Origin of the sequence: Sulfitobacter sp. BSw21498, assembly GCF_006064855.1 — a bacterium.
Classification (GTDB): domain Bacteria; phylum Pseudomonadota; class Alphaproteobacteria; order Rhodobacterales; family Rhodobacteraceae; genus Sulfitobacter.
The window spans coordinates 2,557,076-2,576,273 of the sequence record NZ_CP040753.1 but is presented as its reverse complement, the minus strand read 5'-3'; the positions used below and the strand labels follow the sequence as shown (position 1 = coordinate 2,576,273).

Genomic DNA, 19,198 nt, shown 5'->3' with positions numbered 1-19,198 from the left:
TATCCTTGCCGCATGGCATCACACGCACTTGATCTTACGCTGCAGGACGCAGACCAAACCGCCCGCTTGGCCGTGACGCTAGGGCGCGTGCTGACAGCAGGCGATGTTGTTTTATTGACCGGCGACGTCGGCGCAGGCAAAACGCATTTCGCCCGCGCATTGATCCAGTCCTTGCTCGACGTGCCCGAAGACGTTCCCTCGCCCACATTTACGCTGGTGCAGACCTATGACACCCGCGATGCCGCGATCTGGCATGCGGATCTCTATCGGCTGACCTCCGTCTACGAGATCGAAGAGCTGGGGCTGACCGATGCCTTCAGCGATGCCATCTGCCTTGTGGAATGGCCCGACCGGCTGGGCGATGTGCGCCCCGAAGATGCGCTGGACCTGACCCTGACTGTCACTGGTGATGACACACGGCGGCTGTCTGCCACGTGGAACGACGATAAATGGCACGAAAAGCTGGGGGCATGGCGCAAATGACCGACCGTATAACCGCCATCCAGAGCTTCCTTGCCGATGCGGGATGGGCGCAGGCGCAGCGTGATCTGCTGGCCGGCGACGCGTCGAACCGCCGGTATGACCGTTTGACAAAGCCCGACGGCAACACCGCTGTGCTGATGGACGCCCCCGCCGAAAAAGGCGAAGACGTGCGCCCGTTCATCCGCATCGCCAACTGGCTGCGCACACAAGGTGCCAGCGCGCCCGAGGTATATGCCGAAGATATCGATAATGGTTTTCTGCTGATCGAGGATCTGGGCGATGACCTGTTCGCACGTTTGATGATCCAGACGCCCGCGATGACGCATGCGCTGTATACCTCTGCGACAGATTGCCTGCTGCACCTGCACAAGGCACCGCCCCCCGATCTGCCGCTTTGTGATGCGGACTGGCTGACAGGCGCGGCGCAAATGGTGTTCGACTGGTACGCCCCCGACAGCGACGCCGCGGCAGAGTTTAACGCATTGTTCACCCCATTGGCGCTGGTATTGGACAGCGCTCCCCGCGTGATCATCCTGCGCGACTATCACGCTGAAAACCTGTTGTGGCTTCCCGAACGTTCCAGTTCTGCCCGCGTCGGGCTGCTGGATTTCCAGGATGCACTGCAAGGCCATCCCGCCTATGATCTGGTGTCGATCCTGCAAGACGCGCGGCGCGACGTTGCCTCAGCCGTCGAGGCCGAGATGATCGCGCATTACATCCAGCACAGCGGGCAGGACGGCACAGCGTTCCGCAGCGCCTATGCTCTGCTTGGGCTACAACGAAACCTGCGGATTTTGGGGATATTTGCGCGGCTGTGTCTGCGCGATGGCAAAGCGCACTATGTCGATTTCATCCCCCGCGTTTGGGAATATGTGCAGCGCAACCTTGATGATCCGGCGCTTGAACCGCTGGCCAAGGTGCTGCACGCCGCGCTCCCCACGCCGACCCCCGATTTTCTAGAGGATTTGAAAGCCAGATGCGCAACGCCCCCAAAGCCGTAATGATGTTTGCCGCCGGGTTTGGCACGCGGATGCAGCATTTGACCAAAGACCAGCCCAAGCCGATGATCCCCGTCGCGGGGCGCGCCCTGATCGACCATGCGTTAGATCTGGCGCGCGGTATCGCGCCGGAACGCATTGTCGTGAACCTGCACTATAAACCCGACGCGCTGCTACAGCACCTTGCAGGGCGCGATGTGCAAACGATCGTGGAACAGCCTGATATTCTGGAAACCGGCGGCGGGCTGCGCAATGCGCTGCCACTGCTGGGCAACAGGCCCGTCTTTACCATGAACACCGATGCGATCTGGGCCGGCCCCAACCCGCTGTCGTTGCTGGCGGATGCATGGGACCCTGCCAAGATGGACGCACTGCTGATGGGCGTGCCCGTGGCGCAAGCTGTGGGTCACGCCGGTGACGGCGACTTTACGATGGATGCCGACGGTCAGCTGAAACGAGGGCCGGGTGTCGTCTATGGCGGAGTCCAGATCATCAAAACCGACCTGTTAGAGACGATTTCAGAGCGTGCCTTCTCGCTTAACCTCTTGTGGGACGTGATGCTGGACCGTGGGCGCATGTACGGGCTGGCATACCCCGGGCGCTGGTGCGATGTGGGCCACCCCGGTGGGATCACCCTTGCCGAAGATATGCTGGACGCCGCCGATGTTTGAACCGCAAGACGACCCGCGCGTTTTCGGGCTGGCCCCCGGTGTCGACTTTCCCAAGGAACTGGTGGGCGGGTTGCTTTCGCGGCTATTAGGGCAGCCCGCCCACGCCATCGGGCGCATCGATCTGGTGGTGAACACCCGCCGGATGCAACGCCGCTTGCGCGAAATTTTCGATGCCGGTCCGGCCAGCCTGCTGCCGCGCATCCACCTGATCGACAACCTTGACACCCTAGGGACCGGCGTTGATCTGCCGCGGCCTGGTCCGGCTCTACGCCGCCGGTTAGAGCTGATTACACTGGTGTCGAAACTGCTGGATCAAGCACCCGAGCTTGCCCCACGGGCGTCGCTTTATGACCTTTCGGATAGCCTAGCGCAGTTGATCGATGAAATGCAGGGCGAAGGCGTGCCAGTCGAGGCGGTAACCGAGCTGGATGTCAGCGACCAGTCTGGCCACTGGGAACGCGCGAAACAATTCCTTGATATTGCGCACCGTTATCTGGGCGAAAGCGTTACCCGTCCTGATCCGCGCGCGCGGCAAAGGCAGGTTGCGTTGCGGCTGATTGCGGACTGGCAAGAAAACCCGCCACAGCATCCGGTGATTGTCGCCGGCTCTACCGGATCACGGGGAACCTCGGCACTGTTAATGGAAGCAGTGGCAAAGCTGCCCCAAGGTGCGCTGGTGCTACCGGGTTTCTGTTTCGACATGCCACAGGCGGTCTGGACCGATCTGGGCGAGGATCAGGAAAAGATCGCGCAGGATCACCCGCAATACCGGTTCCGCGATCTGCTGTGCCGGCTTGAAATGTCGCACAGCAAGATCGAGGCTTGGACCGACACGCCGCCCCCCTCTGCCGCGCGTAACGCTTTGGTGTCGCTGTCATTGCGCCCTGCCCCTGTCACCCACGTCTGGCTGACCGAAGGGCCGAAACTGCCCGATCTGCACGAAGCCACCGAAGGGTTAACCCTGATTCAGGCCCCCACCCCGCGTGCCGAAGCGCTGGCCATTGCGCTGCGCTTGCGTCAAGCGGTGGCAGACGGCAAAACCGCCGCGCTGATCACCCCCGACCGGATGCTGTCGCGTCAGGTCACCTCGGCGTTGGACCGCTGGAATATCCTGCCCGACGACAGCGCGGGCTTGCCGCTGCACCTGTCTCCTCCGGGTCGTTTTTTGCGTCACGTGGGCGATCTGTTCCTGCGTAAGCTCGATTCAGAGGCCTTGTTAACCTTGCTGAAGCACCCGCTGACCCATAGTGGCGGGGATCGCAACATCCACCAGCTCAACACCCAGCGGCTTGAACTGCAACTGCGCCGCGACGGGCTGCCCTACCCCGATGCAGATGGGGTTTTGAGACTGGCGCGCAAGACGGTATCGCGGTCGAAAGATCCTGCGCAGATGGACGTTTGGGCCGATTGGGTCGGCACTCACCTGACCGATTGTGAACTAACAGGCGACCGGCCTCTGGAAGAATGGGTCGCCCTGCATATGGCGCTGGCCGATGCCATCGCCGACGGTGCCGCGCCAAGCCAGCCCAACGGATTGTGGCAGCACCACGCGGGCGAAGAGGCGGCAAAGGTGATGAACGACCTTGCCGAAAATGCGCCCTATGGCGGCGAAATGTCGGCGTCGGATTACACCGATTTGGTCGGCGCGCTGCTGCAACAGGGCGAAATCCGCGACCGCGACGCGCCGCATCCAAACGTCATGATCTGGGGCACGCTAGAGGCCCGCGTGCAGGGCGCCGATCTGGTGATCCTTGGCGGGCTCAACGACGGCGTCTGGCCCGAAGCGCCGCCGCCGGACCCTTGGCTGAATCGCCAGATGCGCCTGAAGGCCGGATTGCTGTTGCCTGAACGGCGGATCGGCCTGTCTGCGCATGACTATCAACAATCCATCGCCGCGCCCGAGGTCTGTTTGACCCGCGCGATCCGGTCGGACGAGGCGGAAACCGTGCCCTCGCGCTGGCTGAACCGTCTAGGCAACCTGCTGAACGGTCTGCCCGCACAGGGTGGTGATGCGGCGTGGAAGGCGATGGTCAGACGCGGCGATCATTGGCTGGATCAGGCGCGCGCTTTGGAAACCGTCGACCGTGTGACACCCACGCCGCGCCCGTCACCGCGCCCGCCCCGTGCCGCGCGTCCCCACGCGTTGTCGGTGACAGAGATCAAACGTCTGATCCGCGACCCTTATGCGATCTACGCCAAACACAGCCTCAAACTGCGCGCGCTGAACCCGCTGGTGCAGTCGCCCGACGCCCCTGTCCGTGGCATCATTGTGCACGAAATCATGGAACGTTTCATCAAATCGGTGACAGCAGACCCCGCGCTTTTGACGAAATCGCACTTGCTAGAGACGGCAAAAACCGTGTTAGAGACCGAAGCCCCCTGGCCTGCCGCCCGTGTCATGTGGCTGACCAAGATCGAACGCATCGCCGATTGGTTCATCGAGAACGAGACGCAGCGACAAAGCTATTCCACCCCTGCCGCGTTTGAAAAAGCCGCCAAAGGCAGCCATAGTTTCGCAGATCTGGGCTTTACCCTCACCGGCTATGCTGACCGGATCGACCGGACGGAAGATGGCGATATTTTGATCTATGACTACAAGACCGGCACACCACCTAGCGTGGCTGAACAGAAAGCTTTTGATAAGCAGTTGCTGCTAGAGGCCGCCATGGTCGAGGAAGGCGGGTTCAAGGAAATCGGCCCTGCCCCCGTCGCCCAAGCCGCCTATATCGGGTTGGGCAGCAAGCCGGTAGAACGCCCTGCGCCTCTGGAAGACGAACCACCGGCAGAGGTTCTGGCCAAGCTGCACGCGCTGATCACCAGCTATCTGTCTGATGAACAAGGCTTTACCTCACGCCGGATGGTGAAGACCACGGATTTTGAGGGCGATTATGACCAGTTGGCGCGGTTTGGAGAATGGGATGCCACGACCGAACCTTCGCCGGAGGATTTGACATGACCGCCCCCTTTGACGACGCAACCCGCGCCCAGATCGACGCGGCGCGGCCTGATGCTTCGACCTGGTTGGGGGCGAATGCGGGGTCGGGCAAGACCCGCGTGCTGACCGACCGCGTGGCGCGGCTGTTGCTGAACGGGGTTGAGCCGCAGCATATCCTGTGTCTGACCTATACCAAAGCCGCCGCGTCCGAGATGCAGAACCGGCTGTTCAAACGGCTGGGCGCATGGGCGATGCTGACAGATACCGACCTGCGCCATTCGCTGTCTGAACTGGGCGTCGAGGACGGTTTTAGCCCTGAAAAGCTGCGCATGGCCCGCACGCTGTTTGCCCGCGCGATCGAAACCCCGGGCGGGCTGAAGATCCAGACCATTCACTCGTTTTGTGCGTCTCTATTACGGTGCTTTCCGCTAGAGGCAGGGGTAAGCCCGCAGTTCACCGAGATCGAAGACCGCGCCGCCGATCTGTTGCGGGCCGAGATTGTCGATACCATGGCCGAGGGTCACGATGCCGCCCTGATCACCACGCTGGCGCGGATGTACACGGGCGAGGATTTCAGCAAGCTCACCCGCAGTATCGTCGGCCAACGCGAAGGTTTTGCCGATGTATTGTCGTGGGAAGATGTGCTGGCGCTGTTCGACCACCCCGCCGATCTGACCGAAGAAAAAATCACGGCTTCGGTGTTTCTGGGGTCAGAGGCGATGATCCTTGAACAGATGATCCCGCCGATGCGGGCCAAGGGTGGGCTGGACGGGAAGGCTGCGGAAAAGCTTGCCACGATCCAGACGATGGACATCACCGCCCTGCCCGTTCTGGAAGACGTGATGCTGACTGGTGCGGGCGCCAAGGAACCCTTTACCGCCAAGGTCGGCACCCTGCCCACCAAACCGACCCAAAAGCTGCTGTTTGATCTGATGCCGCAGGTCGATGATCTGATGCGACGGGTCGAAGATGCCCGGGACGCGCGGCTGGCACTGCGAGCTGCGCAGAAGACCCATGTGCTGCACCAATTTGCGCAGCGGTTCCTCGAGATTTATGCCCGCGAGAAACAAAAACGCGGCTGGCTGGATTTTGATGATCTTATCCTCAAGGCACGGGCGTTGCTGACCAATCCGGCGGTTGCGGCATGGGTGCTTTACCGGATCGACGGTGGCATTGATCATATTCTGGTGGATGAAGCGCAGGACACCAGCCCGCGCCAATGGGATGTGATCGAACGGCTGGCCGATGAGTTCTATAGCGGCGACGGTGCCCGCGAAGAAGAAGACCGCACGCTGTTTGTCGTCGGTGATAAAAAGCAGTCGATCTATTCCTTTCAGGGCGCCGACCCGCGTGAATTCGACCACAAACAGGACCTGTTCGAGCAAAAAATCACCCAAGCCGGCCAGACCTTCCAGCGGCGCAGCCTTGAGTATTCGTTCCGATCGTCCTCGGCGATCCTGCAACTGGTAGATACGACGCTGGCCCCCCATACCGACGCAGGGTTTCAGGCAGACGCCGCGCATAAAGCGTTCAAATCCGCCCTGCCCGGCCGTGTCGATCTATGGCCCGTGGTCGAGAAGACAGACGAGGCCGATGACCGTGAATGGTCCGATCCGGTGGATCAGAAATCTGCGCATCACCATGCGGTCGTTCTGGCCGACCAGGTCGCGTCCCAGATCAAGGAACTGATCGAGGGCGACCATTATTTGCCCGTCGATACCGACACCCCGGGTGCCTTTGCCCGACGGCGCATCCGTGCGGGCGATTTCCTGATCCTTGTGCAACGCCGCAGCGATCTGTTTTCAGAAATCATTCGCGCCTGCAAGACCGCCGGTGTCCCTATTGCGGGGGCCGACCGGCTCAAGGTCGGGGCCGAACTGGCGGTCAAGGATCTGGCGGCGCTGCTGTCGTTTCTTGCCACGCCCGAGGATAGCCTGTCGCTGGCGACGGCGCTGAAATCGCCTCTGTTTGGCTGGACAGAGCAGATGTTGTTCACCCTGTCCCACTACCGCAAGGAAGATCACCTGTGGCAGGCGTTGCGCAGCAGCGACGCATATCCTGAAACCGTCGCGATCTTGCGGGATTTGCGGGCGCAGGTCGATTTCCTGCGGCCCTATGACCTGATTGAACGCATCCTCACCCGCCACGACGGGCGCCGCAAGCTGCTGGCGCGGCTGGGATCAGAGGCGGAAGACGGGATCAACGCCATGCTCTCGCAGGCGCTGTCGTATGAGCGCGGCGCGATCCCGAGCCTCACCGGTTTTCTGGTGTGGATGCAGACCGACGACCTCGAGATCAAGCGCCAGATTGATAACGCGTCAGATCAGGTGCGCGTGATGACCGTGCACGGGGCCAAGGGGCTTGAGGCACCGATCGTGATCCTGCCGGATACCGGCAAGCGCCCGTTGGTGATCCGCGACGAAATTATCAAAATCGACGACACGCCTGTGTGGAAACTGTCCGAAGGTGACATGCCGGCCGCGATGCGCGGTGCGCTGGACGACCGCAAAGCGCGCGAAATGGCGGAACGGCTGCGGCTGCTTTACGTGGCGATGACGCGCGCCGAAAAATGGCTGATCGTCGCGGCAGCGGGTGACCTGCCCAAAGATGGCAATAGCTGGTATCAGATGGTCGGCGCTGCCATGGGTCAGGCCGGTGCAAAACCGGTAGGCAGCTCGGGCGGAATGCGCTTTGAACATGGCGACTGGGATGCGCTGCCGGTGATTGATACTGCATCAAAAACCGACATTAATCCTCTATTAGAGCCTATTTTCAGCACGCCCCTCACCAATATCCCCGAGCGTGCCAAGACGATGGCCCCTTCAGACCTGGGTGGTGCCAAAGCGCTTCCCGGTGACGATGGCCAGTCAGAGGCAGAGGCGAAGTCATACGGCAATCTGGTCCATAAGATGCTGGAAACACTGCCGATGATGCAAAGCGACCGGTGGAACGGCGTGCTGCAAACCTTGGCCCAAGGGTATGATGATGTGACAGCTCAGGCTGCCTTGAAAGAGGCGATTGCCGTGCTCGATACGCCCGCCATTACGCATGTCTTTGGCAAGGATGCATTGGCCGAGGTCCCGATTACTGCGCCGTTGGGCAGCGCGCGCCTGCATGGCACAATCGACCGGCTGCTCGTATCCGATACGGATGTGTTGCTGGTGGATTATAAAACCAACCGCGTGGTGCCAGACACGCCGGATCGCTGTCCCGAAGGGATTCTGCGCCAGATGGGTGCCTATGCCGCAGCACTGGCGCAGGTGTTTCCCGACCACCGTATTCGCACTGCGATCTTGTGGACGCGTACTGCTGCGCTGATGGAACTGCCCGATGCACTGATCACAAACGCCCTATCGCGGGTGCGCGATCTTGACGGGACGCATGGGGCTACATAGGTTCCCATTCTAACCAACCCCCGTGCAGGAGCAGCAAAATGGCAACCGTCGCAGTCACAGACGCAACATTCGACGCAGAAGTTAAGAATTCCGATATCCCCGTCGTGGTGGATTTCTGGGCTGAATGGTGCGGCCCCTGTAAGCAAATCGGCCCCGCGCTGGAGGAACTCTCCGCCGAGATGGATGGCAAGGTAAAGATCGTCAAAGTCAACGTAGACGAAAACCCCAACAGCCCCGCCCAGATGGGTGTGCGTGGCATCCCTGCCCTGTTCATCTTCAAGAACGGTGAAGTCGTATCAAACCTGGCCGGCGCCCGCCCAAAGGCGGCACTGCAAGGCTGGATCGAAGAGTCGATTTAAGCTACCGCACCCGTAGCAAGCACATTATTTGGCGCGTCAGGCAAAAGCTTGGCGCGCTATTTTTTTAATCCGCTCGAACCGCATCACATTGGCGAGCGAGGCATGTTCCTGAATGCGGTTCCAGTCGGTTAAAATCTGCACCCGCGTTAGGAATTGCACCGTGGGATCATCGGGCGGCACAAGGGTGTATCCTTGGAAAAATGCCTCCCATGCGGCGGGGGGTACGGCGTATCGCTTGGGCAACGCGTCGAGGTCTCCGACCATCTGGGTGTAGCTTTGCAGCAGTCGCGCGATGTCATATCCCACAGGCGATGGCGTGGTCGCTGAAAAGTCGAATGCTGCAGTTTCATCCACTGACATCACCAGATTAAGCCCGTTCAGATCACCATGTTTGGCCGCGATGCTGCCCGCGTGCCCTTGGGCCTGCGGTGCATAATCGGCAATACGGTCCACATAAGCCGCAAAGCGCTGCTTGCCATTGATGCGACGCTGGCCGCTTTCGATACGCGCCACCAACCGCTGCAGGTGATTGACCATGAAGTGCGGCTGGAACGGGCGTGTGCCCTGCACCGTGGCCCCGTGGTACGCCGCCAGCCAGCCACCGGCACGGCGCAGCAAGGGCGCGTGATCTTCTGTCTGGCGACACAGGTCCAGAAACGTGTCCCCCTTGGCAAAGCGCATCAGATAGGCCTGCGCCTCGTGATCCGCCGCCAATATCTGCGGCACCGTATAGGCGGGTATCGCATCCAGCGCGTCACAGGCCGCCTGATGCGCCGCGAGCATCTTGGTGAACCGGTCGGTATCCGCAGGACGTGTGACATATTTCAACACCACAGCAGCACCATCGCGCCCGTCATACCGCTGCACGATCTGGCGTTGTTTCTGATCGTCCTTGATCCACTCCGCGCCACAGACGTAGGTTTCTGCCGCGAGACCCGCTTTTCCGGCCAATCTGCCAAACATTTGAAAAGCCTCGACTTTAAGGGCGTCTACCGGGGGCATTCAAATCCTTTCCGGACAATAGCCTTGCGAAACAGCGGCGGGGTTTTCATATAGGTTTGAACTATGGAGGCTACATGTCAAAGCAAGAATTCCCCGGCTGGCACGGGACCACCATCATCGGTGTGAAGAAAGACGGCGAAGTCGTGATCGCGGGCGACGGTCAGGTCAGCCTTGGCCAGACCGTCATCAAAGGGACCGCGCGCAAGGTGCGCCGTCTCAGCCCCGGTGGGTTTGACGTTGTCGCGGGCTTTGCCGGTTCTACCGCAGATGCTTTCACGCTGCTGGAACGGCTTGAAGCCAAGCTGGAGGCGACGCCGGGTCAATTGGCGCGGGCCAGTGTCGAGCTTGCCAAGGACTGGCGCACCGATAAATACCTGCAAAAGCTCGAAGCGATGCTGATTGTGACGGACGGGCGAGAACTGCTCGTGATCACAGGCGCGGGCGACGTGCTGGAACCCGAACACAGCGTCGCGGCCATCGGGTCGGGCGGGAATTATGCACTGGCCGCCGCGCGCGGCATGATGGACAGCGACCGCGACGCCGAAACCATCGCCCGCGACGCGATGAAGATCGCGTCTGACATCTGCGTTTATACCAATGGCAACCTCACGGTGGAGAAAATCTCACAATGACCGATCTTACCCCCCGCGAAATCGTATCCGAACTTGATCGTTTTATCATCGGCCAGAACGACGCCAAACGAGCCGTGGCCGTGGCCCTGCGCAACCGCTGGCGCCGCAAGCAGTTGGGCGATGACCTGCGCGACGAAGTATACCCCAAGAACATCCTGATGATCGGGCCCACCGGCGTCGGTAAAACCGAAATCAGCCGCCGGCTGGCAAAACTGGCGCGGGCGCCGTTCCTCAAGGTGGAAGCTACAAAGTTCACCGAAGTCGGCTATGTCGGGCGCGATGTAGAACAGATTATCCGCGACCTGATCGATAGTGCCATTGTGATGATCCGCGAACACATGCGCGAAGACGTGAAGGTCAGCGCCCATAAAGCCGCGGAGGAACGCGTGGTGGACGCGATTGCCGGAAAAGATGCCCGCGAAGGCACCCGCGACATGTTCCGCAAAAAGCTGAAATCGGGCGAGCTGGACGACACGATGATCGAGCTTGAAGTCGCCGACACCTCTAGCCCGTTTCCCACCATGGATATCCCCGGGCAACCCGGCGGTGGCATGGGGATGATGAACATCGGAGACCTGTTTGGCAAAGCCATGGGCGGTCGCACGGTCAAGAAGCGTCTTTCGGTGTCCGAAAGTTACGAGGTGCTGATCAGCGAAGAGGCCGACAAGCTGCTGGATGACGAAACCGTCAACCGCGCGGCAATCGAGTCTGTGGAGCAGAACGGCATCGTATTTCTGGACGAGATCGACAAGGTCTGCGCCCGCTCTGACGCGCGCGGCGGTGATGTATCGCGCGAAGGCGTGCAGCGCGATTTGCTGCCGCTGATCGAGGGTACCACCGTGTCGACGAAATACGGTCCGGTGAAAACTGACCATATCCTGTTTATCGCCTCGGGTGCCTTCCACATTGCCAAACCGTCGGACCTGTTGCCCGAATTGCAGGGTCGTTTGCCCATCCGGGTTGAACTGCGTGCGCTGACCGAAGATGACTTTGTTCGTATTCTGACCGAAACCGATAACGCGCTGACGCTGCAATATACCGCGCTGATGGGCACCGAAGAAGTCGAGGTCAGTTTTACTGACGAAGGCATCAGGGCACTGGCCAAGATTGCGGCCGATGTGAACCAATCCATCGAAAACATCGGGGCACGGCGCCTGTACACCGTGATGGAGCGCGTCTTTGAAGAGCTGTCGTTCAGTGCGCCGGATCGCACCGGCGAAAAGATCACCGTCGACGGCGATTTCGTTGAAAAGAATCTGGGCGAGCTGACGCGATCCACCGATCTGTCGCGCTACGTTCTTTAGGTCTTTTCAATCTGCCATGCGCCTGAGAAGGATGGCGCATGGCATACTTCAGATTTATCCGCGCCAATTGGGTGTTCTTGTTGGCGGGTTTCCTGCTGACATTCACGTCGGCCTATGGGCAAACCTATTTCATCTCGCTTTTCGCAGGCGAGATTAAGGGCAGCTTTGGCCTGTCTGATGGGCAATGGGGCGGCATTTACACGATCGGCACCACGCTATCGGCGATCACGATGGTCTGGGCCGGTGTGCTTACTGACAGGTTTCGGGTACGCCGTTTGTCGTTCTGGGTGATGGTCGCGTTGGCGGGGGCCTGTCTGGCGATGGCTGCCGTGCCGAACTGGATCGCGCTGATCTTTGTCATCTATGCGCTGCGGTTGACGGGTCAGGGGATGATGTCCCAGCTGAGTGCCGTTGCCATGGTCCGCTGGTTCGAGGCCGCGCGCGGCAAGGCCTTGTCCCTGTCGTCGATGGGGTTTGCAGCGGGTCAGGCGATCTTGCCCGTTGTATTCGTAGCCCTTTTTGCCAGTTTCCACTGGCGCAGCCTATGGGTGCTGGCGGCCGTGCTGGTGGTGATCACCATGCCTGTCATGCTACTATTGCTGCAGCAGGAACGGACGCCGCAATCCATGGCGCAAAGCACGCAATCGGCGGGGATGGACGGCCAACACTGGACACGGTTGCAGATGTTCCGGCACGGATTGTTCTGGCTGATGATCCCCTTGGTCATCGGGCCTGCCGCGTGGGGCACGGCGTTATTCTTTCAACAGGTCCACCTGACAGAGGTGAAGGGCTGGACGCTGGTCAGCTTTGTCGCGCTGATGCCGCTTTATACCGTGACATCCGTGATTTCGACCTTTGTGTCGGGCTGGGCCATTGACCGGTTCGGCGTGACGCGGGTGACACCCTTGCAGATGGTGCCCTTTGCCGTGGCGTTCGCGGTGCTGGCCTTTGCCGATACCATTGCAATGGCGGGTGTGGGGTTGATGATCTTTGGCGTGGGGCAGGGCATGCAGGCGACCGCGACCTCTGTGTTCTGGGCCGAATTCTATGGCACACGCTATATCGGATCGATCAAGGCCGTGGGGGCCGCGCTGATGGTCTTTGGATCGGCCATTGGGCCGGGTGTCACGGGGCTTTTCATTGATCTGGGCGTCGATTTTCCGCAGCAAATGATCCCGATCGCGATTTATTATGTCATTGCAGCGATCATGGCGACCGCCGGTGTGCTGCTGTATCGCAAGCGGCTGGTGACCCCCTAGGGATCGTTACCGGTGGCGCCGCAGGTAAACGTAGTAGGCGCCGCCACCGCCGTGGCTGATATGCGCCTGACTGACCTGAAGCACCGCAGACGACAGCGGCGGCATCGACAGCCATTGCGGCACCTGATGGCGCAGCACGCCGTGGCGCACGGGGATAGGGCCGCCTTCGTCGCGCATCTTGCCCTTGCCGGTGATCACCAACACAAGGCGCCGCCCTTTGGCATGAGACCCGAGGATGAATTTGGTCAGGGCAGGATGGGCGCGGTCCAGCGTCATGCCGTGCAGGTCGATCCGGCCTTCGGGACGCATCTTGCCGCGCTTGAGCTTGCCGAAGGCTTTTGAATCCATCTGAACCGGCGACTGGCGCATTTGTTCAGGCAACGAAGGCACCAGATCATGGGTGTTGCGCCGTGGTTTGGGATTGGGCTTGCCCAGCAGGACAGAGGTCGTCTTGCGAATCTGCGGCGGCGTCGGGCCAGGGCCCTTAAGTGCAGCGGCGCCGTCGATTTCGGCACGGAACAGCTTGTCGACGTCCAGCTTTTCTGTCCGCTCTGCCACCTTTTTCCAAAGGGAAAGATCATCCTTGTTCAAGCGTTTTCGGGTCATAGCAGTGGCTCCGGCAGGAGAGCGTAAGCCCGCTGGATCGGCATCAATACCATCATTCGCCCAGGGTCTCGCAGCTTTCCGGCGGCACGGCCCGCCTCGTCACCGGTGCCAAAGAACACATCCGCCCGCTGAGCGCCCTTGATCGCCGAACCGGTGTCCTGCGCGATCATCAAGCGGTGCATCGGTTCACTGCCCTGTTTTTCGATCCAGACAGGCGCCCCGAGCGGTACAAATTTCGGGTCAACGGCGATGGTGCGCAGGGTTGTCACGGAGCGGTTCATCGCGCCAAGCGGCCCTTGGTCGGCGGGCACCTGACTGACCTCGCGAAAGAACACATAGGACGGATTGTGGTACAGCAGTTCGCGCCCGTCTTCGGGGTTGCGCCGGACCCAGTTCTTGATCACCTCGGCGCTGACCTGATGCGGATCATAGACGCCACGGCGCACCAGTTCGACGCCGATCGACCGGTACGGGTGGCCGTTCGCACCACGATAGCCTACGCGCCGATAGCTGCCGTCGGGCAACCTGATCCGACCAGACCCCTGAATTTGCAGAAAGAAAAGCTCTACCGGGTCGTCAACATAGGCGATTTCAAGGCCGCGCCCCTTCATCACATCAGTGTCCAGAATATCACGGCGCGGCAGCCATGGGTTATTCTCTTTTGCCTCTGGCGGCATAGCATAAACCGGATAGCGATAGCGGTCAGACGGGTAGAGATCGCCATCAAGTTCGGGTTCGAAATAGCCGGTGAACATCGCCTCGGCGCCGTCTTCGATCAACACGGGCCGGAACAGCAGTTCAAAGAACTGGCGCGGGTCGGGATCGGACTTGGCATAGGCGCAGATGTTGCGCCAATCCACGCTCTTCATATCGCCGCAGGTGTTTACAAAGGTGCGCAACGCTGCGGCATGGTCGTCGGTTTCCCAGCCGTCAAGCTGGTCATACGACAGGATGCTATAGGACACATCGGTCGCAGAAGCGGGCGGAGCCATCAGGCCCGCCCACAGAAATGCACCCGCACAGGCACTTTTTAACCGTCTGTAGAAACAAGCAGCCAATTTGGATCATCCGAGCCCATGACACGAGCAAACACCCATGTGTCTTTTTGACGATTGACCGCTGTCGCGCTGCCTTCGACGATTTCACCGTCGCGGTCTTTCACGACCGACGTCAGCTCGGCAACGAAACGGATCGTCAGCTCCGCCTCGTTGGTGGTTTTGTCCATCGTGGCGCTCTCAAGCTCCATCTCGCGGATGCCGACGAAATGGCTTTCCACGGTCAGGCCCTGATCTTCGCGTGCGGCGACGCCTTCAACAAAGCTTTCGTATATCTCTTCCGACAGGAAGGGTTTGATGTCGTCGAGGTTGCCATGCTCGTAGCCCATCACAATCATCTCATAAGCACCGCGGGCACCGCCCAGAAAATCGCTGACGCCAAAGGATGGCTCAATGCGTTTCATCTCGGCCAGGGCGAGCGCTGTGTCGGACCCTTCGGGCGCGTGATCGGTGATATCCAGATCGGGGCCGCCTTCGATCACTTCGAATGCGGGGCCGGTGGGGCGTTCAGGCTTCTCGCTGACCTCGGCCGGTTTTTCGAAACCAGTGCGCGTGCCAAGCACATTTTTGAGGCGCAGGATCAGGAACACGGCAATAGCGGCCAGTACCAGAAGCTGTATCATGGGCGAATTCATAGGTACCTCGTGCTAAGAAACATGGAAACGTCGGTCTAGTGCCCCTATGTAGGGTGTGAACAGGGCCAAGTCCACTCTGGCCCATAGGAAAGGACGCCTGCCATGTGGCTGTTTTTAGCTTTTATTGCCGTACCGCTGATAGAAATAACGTTGTTCATTCAAGTGGGTGGGGCGATTGGCCTCGGCTGGACCCTGGCGATTGTTGTGTCGACAGCGATTATCGGTACCTATCTGATGCGCGCACAGGGGGCGCTAGCACTTGGCCAGATCAAATCATCCCTGTCCGAAGTCCGCGATCCGACCGAACCGCTGGTGCATGGCGCAATGATCCTGTTTGCCGGTGCCTTGCTGCTGACCCCGGGTTTTTTCACTGATGCTATCGGCTTTGCCCTTTTGATACCGGGCGTGCGCACGGCTGCCTTCAAAGCGGTCCGGAGCAAGGTTAGCGTATCTGGTGTTCACATGGGCGGCACCACCGGGCCCCGACAGCCGCAGCCCCATCGTCCGATGCAGGGCGACGTCATCGACGGCGAATATCACGAGCTGTCAGAGCAGGACCGCGGGCCCAAGCGCCCGTCTGGCTGGACAGACCATTGAGCGCGGCCAAGCGATCTGATAAGCCCGACGAAATGAGTTTTTAGTCTTAAGGAGCCTTTAAATGGCTGAAGAAGAAGCAACACAACCGACCCAAGCTGCACAGCCGCAAATGCGCATACTGGGTCAGTTCATCCGCGATATGTCGTTTGAAAACATCATGGCACAAAAGGGCGCGCCAACGGATGTGCAGCCAGACGTGCAGGTTCAGGTCAATCTGGATGCGAAAAAGCGGTCTGCTGACAATCAGTATGAATCCGCGATCAAGCTCAAGGTGACATCAAAGGCCAAAGGCGGCGACGCAACGCTGTTCTTGCTTGAAATCGACTATGTCGGGATTTTCCACGTCGAGAGCGTGCCAGAAGATCAGATGCACCCGTTCCTGCTGATCGAATGCCCGCGCATGATCTTCCCGTTTCTGCGCCGTGTTGTCAGCGATGTGACCCGTGACGGTGGCTTCCCGCCGCTGAACCTCGAAAACATCGACTTTGTCGCGCTGTATCGCAACGAAATCGCGCGCCGTCAGTCAGAGAATACGCAAAAAGCAGACGCCTAAAGCGTCTTCCACACAGCGCTGTCGCCCAGTTTATCGACAAATTCGGTATGGGCGGCAGTCTCTTGCGGGGTAATCCGCGAGGGCAGGGGCGTCGGGCGCGGTTTGGGCGCCCAGTCGGGGGTGGTATCACCTTCTTTGCGCTCTGGCTTGGTCGACAGACCAAAATCAGGCTGCCGCCCGCCAATCAGTTCAAGATACACCTCCGCGAGAATTTCACTATCAAGCAAAGCCCCGTGCAACGTACGCGACGCGTTGTCGATGCCGAAACGACGGCACAGCGCATCCAGCGACGCCGGTGAGCCAGGAAAGCGTTTGCGTGCGATGGCCAGCGTATCCAGCGCCTGTTCCCACGGGATCTGGGGCAGGCCCATCCACTTGAGTTCAGCATTCAGGAATTTGATGTCAAAAGCCGCGTTGTGGATCACCAGCTTTGAATCGCCGATAAAATCCAGAAATTCCCGCCCGATCTGCGCAAATTTGGGTTTGTCGCGCAGGAAATCATCCCCCAGCCCGTGCACCTCGAATGCCTCGGCGGGCATGCTGCGTTCGGGATTGATATACTGGTGATACGTATTGCCGGTCGCCACGTGGCCCATCAATTCAACCGCGCCGATTTCTACGATCCTATCGCCGCTTTGAGGGTCGAATCCGGTGGTTTCCGTATCCAGCACGATCTCACGCATGGGAAAGCTTTCCTTTGATATTGTCGATGACGGCCTGCACCTGCGCACGGGCGTGGGGCAGGGTGTCTGTTTCAATCACATAGTCGGCCAAGGCGCATTTTTCATCGTTTGGCATCTGTTTCGCACGGATGTTTTCGAACTGTTCCAACGTCATTGTGCCGCGTTCCATCACCCGATTTTGCTGGATTTCCGCCGAAACAGTGACGCATGCAACCGCATCCATGCGTTTGTTACCGCCGGTTTCAAAAATCAACGGAATATCAAGCACGACAATCTCTGCCTTGGTATCGGCCAGAAAGGCCGCGCGGTCTTCGCCAACCAACGGATGCACAATGGCTTCGATCTTTTTCAACACGGTCGGGTCCGCATCAATCAGGTTTTTCAGCGCGGGTCGTGACACTTCGCCCGCGACGACGGCATCGGGCAACTCCTTTTGAAAGGCAGAAACTGCGGCGCCGCCCTGGGCATAAAGGCGATGTACCGCGGCATCGGCGTCCCAAACGGCACATCCCAGTTCAGCGAACATTTTTGCGGTGGTCGATTTCCCCATACCGATCGACCCGGTCAGACCCAGTAGAAACATCAGCGCAACGCCGCCAAGCGTGTTTCGTGGTCCACTGTGGGGCGCGTGCCGAACCATCGTTCGAACCCCGGCACAGCCTGATGCAAAAGCATGCCTAAGCCGTCAACAGTGACACATCCTGCCGCTTCTGCCGCTTCCAAAAGGCTTGTCTTTAGCGGTGCATACACGAGATCCGTAACGACCGTATCTGCGCGCAGCCCGTTCAGCGGCACGCGCAGCTCTGGTTTGCCAATCATCCCAAGCGACGTGGTGTTCACCACCAATGCAGCGTGGCCCACCATCATGCCCATCTGCGACCAATCATAGACGGTAACACGGTTTCCAAATACCGACCGCAGGCGTTCAGCCCGCTCTCGGGTGCGGTTGGAGAGCATGATTTCAGGGACACCTGCATCCAGCAACGACCAAATCACGGCCCGCGCAGCGCCACCAGCGCCAAACACGCATGCGGGGCCAGACGACGGCACCCAATCCGGCGCACCGGCTTTCAGGTTTTCGATAAACCCGTAGCCATCCGTATTGTCGCCCTGGATTTTGCCATCGGCGCGAAAGGTGATCGTATTCACCGCACCAATCATCGCCGCACGGTCCGTAATGATGTCCGCGATCTCGATCACGGCTTCCTTATGGGGGATCGTGACATTGGCCCCGACAAACCCCATTTTCGGCATCGCCTCAAGCGTTTGGCGCACATTTTCGGGTTCGACGTGTAGCGGGATATAGGCGCCTTGCAGGCCAAGCGTTTTCAGCCAATGCCCGTGTATCTGCGGGGATTTCGAATGGGCAATCGGTGACCCGATCACACCTGCTAGCGGTATTTTGGCCAGGCTCATGCGGATAGATCCCCCCGTAGCGTCAAATAATTCAACAGTTCAAGCAAAGGTAACCCTAGGACATTAAAGTAATCCCCTTCAATGCCGGTGAACAGCCTGACGCCTTCTTCCTCCAGCTTATAGGCACCGACCGCGTGCTGGATACTGTCCCAGTTTCGCGCAACGTAGTCTTCTATATAGTCGTCCGAAGCATCGCGCATCCGCAACCGGACCTGACCCACGTGGCGCCAGATCGGTTTGCCGTCTTCGACGATAACCGCAGCTGACAACAAACTATGGCGATCACCCCGCAGGGATTTCAGCTGCGCAATCGCTTCGTCGGGCGTTGCGGGTTTCGACAGCAGCGTACCGCGATGGTCGAGCACCTGATCGCAGCCCAGTACCAACGCACCGGGGGTCTTGTCGCTGACCTTGCGGGCTTTCATCTCTGCCAGTGTATCGGCGATGTCGCGTGGGGGCGCCTGCTCTGCCAGCAGGGCCATCTTAATCATTTGTTCATCAATTCGCGCGACGCTCACCTCGTGAGGGACGCAAGCCTGTTGCAGCAACTGTGACCGGATCGACGAGCCGGAGGCGAGGATGAGACGTTGGGGCATGTGGATAAACCTGTGTGCG

At 59.8% G+C, this 19,198-nt stretch carries 19 protein-coding genes; 11 read left to right on the top strand and 8 right to left on the bottom strand.

Features of this window, described 5'->3' with window-relative positions:
* The first annotated feature begins 12 nt into the window (after positions 1–12).
* The 6 genes from tsaE to trxA are packed head-to-tail and all read left to right on the top strand — an operon-like array spanning position 13 to position 8,841.
* A complete protein-coding gene (gene tsaE / locus E5180_RS12490; protein WP_138924662.1) occupies positions 13–483 on the top strand; it encodes a tRNA (adenosine(37)-N6)-threonylcarbamoyltransferase complex ATPase subunit type 1 TsaE in 471 nt (156 codons plus the stop codon).
* Complete coding sequence (locus E5180_RS12485) at positions 471–1,484, top strand: aminoglycoside phosphotransferase family protein (RefSeq protein ID WP_138924661.1); 1,014 nt, start codon at positions 471–473, stop codon at positions 1,482–1,484. Before tsaE ends, E5180_RS12485 begins: the two co-directional genes overlap by 13 nt.
* Positions 1,460–2,152, top strand: coding sequence for a nucleotidyltransferase family protein (locus tag E5180_RS12480; RefSeq protein ID WP_138924658.1), 693 nt, complete (start codon positions 1,460–1,462; stop codon positions 2,150–2,152). Before E5180_RS12485 ends, E5180_RS12480 begins: the two co-directional genes overlap by 25 nt.
* Positions 2,145–5,108 (top strand): double-strand break repair protein AddB, encoded by a 2,964-nt coding sequence (gene addB / locus E5180_RS12475; protein WP_138924657.1) that lies wholly within the window; start codon positions 2,145–2,147, stop codon positions 5,106–5,108. The genes E5180_RS12480 and addB overlap by 8 nt, the downstream gene beginning before the upstream one ends.
* Positions 5,105–8,482, top strand: a complete 3,378-nt coding sequence (gene addA / locus E5180_RS12470; protein WP_138924656.1) for a double-strand break repair helicase AddA — start codon at positions 5,105–5,107, stop codon at positions 8,480–8,482. The genes addB and addA overlap by 4 nt, the downstream gene beginning before the upstream one ends.
* A gap of 38 nt (positions 8,483–8,520) precedes the next feature.
* Positions 8,521–8,841, top strand: a complete 321-nt coding sequence (gene trxA / locus E5180_RS12465; RefSeq protein WP_093732802.1) for a thioredoxin — start codon at positions 8,521–8,523, stop codon at positions 8,839–8,841.
* A gap of 36 nt (positions 8,842–8,877) precedes the next feature.
* Here the strand turns inward: trxA and E5180_RS12460 are convergent, their stop codons facing one another.
* Positions 8,878–9,804: a phosphotransferase gene (locus E5180_RS12460; protein WP_254700471.1), complete on the bottom strand. Its 927-nt coding sequence runs from the start codon at positions 9,802–9,804 to the stop codon at positions 8,878–8,880.
* Positions 9,805–9,917: 113 nt separating this feature from the next.
* On the opposite strand from E5180_RS12460, the gene hslV reads away from it, so the two are divergent.
* From hslV to E5180_RS12445, 3 genes are read left to right on the top strand one after another with little or no spacing between them, the layout of a single operon-like run.
* Positions 9,918–10,475, top strand: coding sequence for an ATP-dependent protease subunit HslV (hslV, locus tag E5180_RS12455; protein WP_138924654.1), 558 nt, complete (start codon positions 9,918–9,920; stop codon positions 10,473–10,475).
* A complete protein-coding gene (gene hslU, locus E5180_RS12450) occupies positions 10,472–11,779 on the top strand; it encodes an ATP-dependent protease ATPase subunit HslU (RefSeq protein ID WP_138924653.1) in 1,308 nt (435 codons plus the stop codon). Before hslV ends, hslU begins: the two co-directional genes overlap by 4 nt.
* A 38-nt stretch (positions 11,780–11,817) precedes the next feature.
* Positions 11,818–13,038 carry an MFS transporter gene (locus tag E5180_RS12445; protein WP_138924652.1) on the top strand — a complete coding sequence of 407 codons (1,221 nt, stop codon included), beginning with the start codon at positions 11,818–11,820 and terminating at the stop codon, positions 13,036–13,038.
* Between the two features lie 6 nt (positions 13,039–13,044).
* On the opposite strand, the gene E5180_RS12440 is transcribed toward E5180_RS12445, so the two are convergent.
* Genes E5180_RS12440 through E5180_RS12430 form a run of 3 tightly spaced genes read right to left on the bottom strand, consistent with a single transcriptional unit; the run spans position 13,045 to position 15,334 of the window.
* Positions 13,045–13,644, bottom strand: coding sequence for a Smr/MutS family protein (locus E5180_RS12440; protein ID WP_138924651.1), 600 nt, complete (start codon positions 13,642–13,644; stop codon positions 13,045–13,047).
* Positions 13,641–14,636: a murein transglycosylase A gene (mltA, locus tag E5180_RS12435; RefSeq protein ID WP_138924650.1), complete on the bottom strand. Its 996-nt coding sequence runs from the start codon at positions 14,634–14,636 to the stop codon at positions 13,641–13,643. The genes E5180_RS12440 and mltA overlap by 4 nt, the downstream gene beginning before the upstream one ends.
* A 38-nt stretch (positions 14,637–14,674) precedes the next feature.
* Complete coding sequence (locus tag E5180_RS12430) at positions 14,675–15,334, bottom strand: Tim44/TimA family putative adaptor protein (protein WP_138924649.1); 660 nt, start codon at positions 15,332–15,334, stop codon at positions 14,675–14,677.
* Between the two features lie 102 nt (positions 15,335–15,436).
* On the opposite strand from E5180_RS12430, the gene E5180_RS12425 reads away from it, so the two are divergent.
* Together E5180_RS12425 and secB are read left to right on the top strand one after the other, a co-directional pair.
* Entirely contained in the window at positions 15,437–15,931 is a 495-nt protein-coding gene (locus tag E5180_RS12425) for an FxsA family protein (protein WP_138924647.1), read from the top strand.
* Positions 15,932–15,992: 61 nt separating this feature from the next.
* Positions 15,993–16,484: a protein-export chaperone SecB gene (secB, locus tag E5180_RS12420; RefSeq protein ID WP_138924646.1), complete on the top strand. Its 492-nt coding sequence runs from the start codon at positions 15,993–15,995 to the stop codon at positions 16,482–16,484.
* On the opposite strand, the gene dnaQ is transcribed toward secB, so the two are convergent.
* Genes dnaQ through E5180_RS12400 form a run of 4 tightly spaced genes read right to left on the bottom strand, consistent with a single transcriptional unit; the run spans position 16,481 to position 19,179 of the window.
* Positions 16,481–17,167: a DNA polymerase III subunit epsilon gene (gene dnaQ / locus E5180_RS12415; RefSeq protein WP_138924645.1), complete on the bottom strand. Its 687-nt coding sequence runs from the start codon at positions 17,165–17,167 to the stop codon at positions 16,481–16,483. The genes secB and dnaQ overlap by 4 nt on opposite strands.
* Complete coding sequence (gene coaE, locus E5180_RS12410; protein ID WP_138924644.1) at positions 17,160–17,750, bottom strand: dephospho-CoA kinase; 591 nt, start codon at positions 17,748–17,750, stop codon at positions 17,160–17,162. The genes dnaQ and coaE overlap by 8 nt, the downstream gene beginning before the upstream one ends.
* Positions 17,750–18,583, bottom strand: coding sequence for a shikimate dehydrogenase (locus E5180_RS12405; RefSeq protein WP_138924642.1), 834 nt, complete (start codon positions 18,581–18,583; stop codon positions 17,750–17,752). Before E5180_RS12405 ends, coaE begins: the two co-directional genes overlap by 1 nt.
* Positions 18,580–19,179, bottom strand: coding sequence for a Maf family protein (locus tag E5180_RS12400; RefSeq protein WP_138924641.1), 600 nt, complete (start codon positions 19,177–19,179; stop codon positions 18,580–18,582). Before E5180_RS12400 ends, E5180_RS12405 begins: the two co-directional genes overlap by 4 nt.
* Between the last annotated feature and the right edge of the window lie 19 nt (positions 19,180–19,198).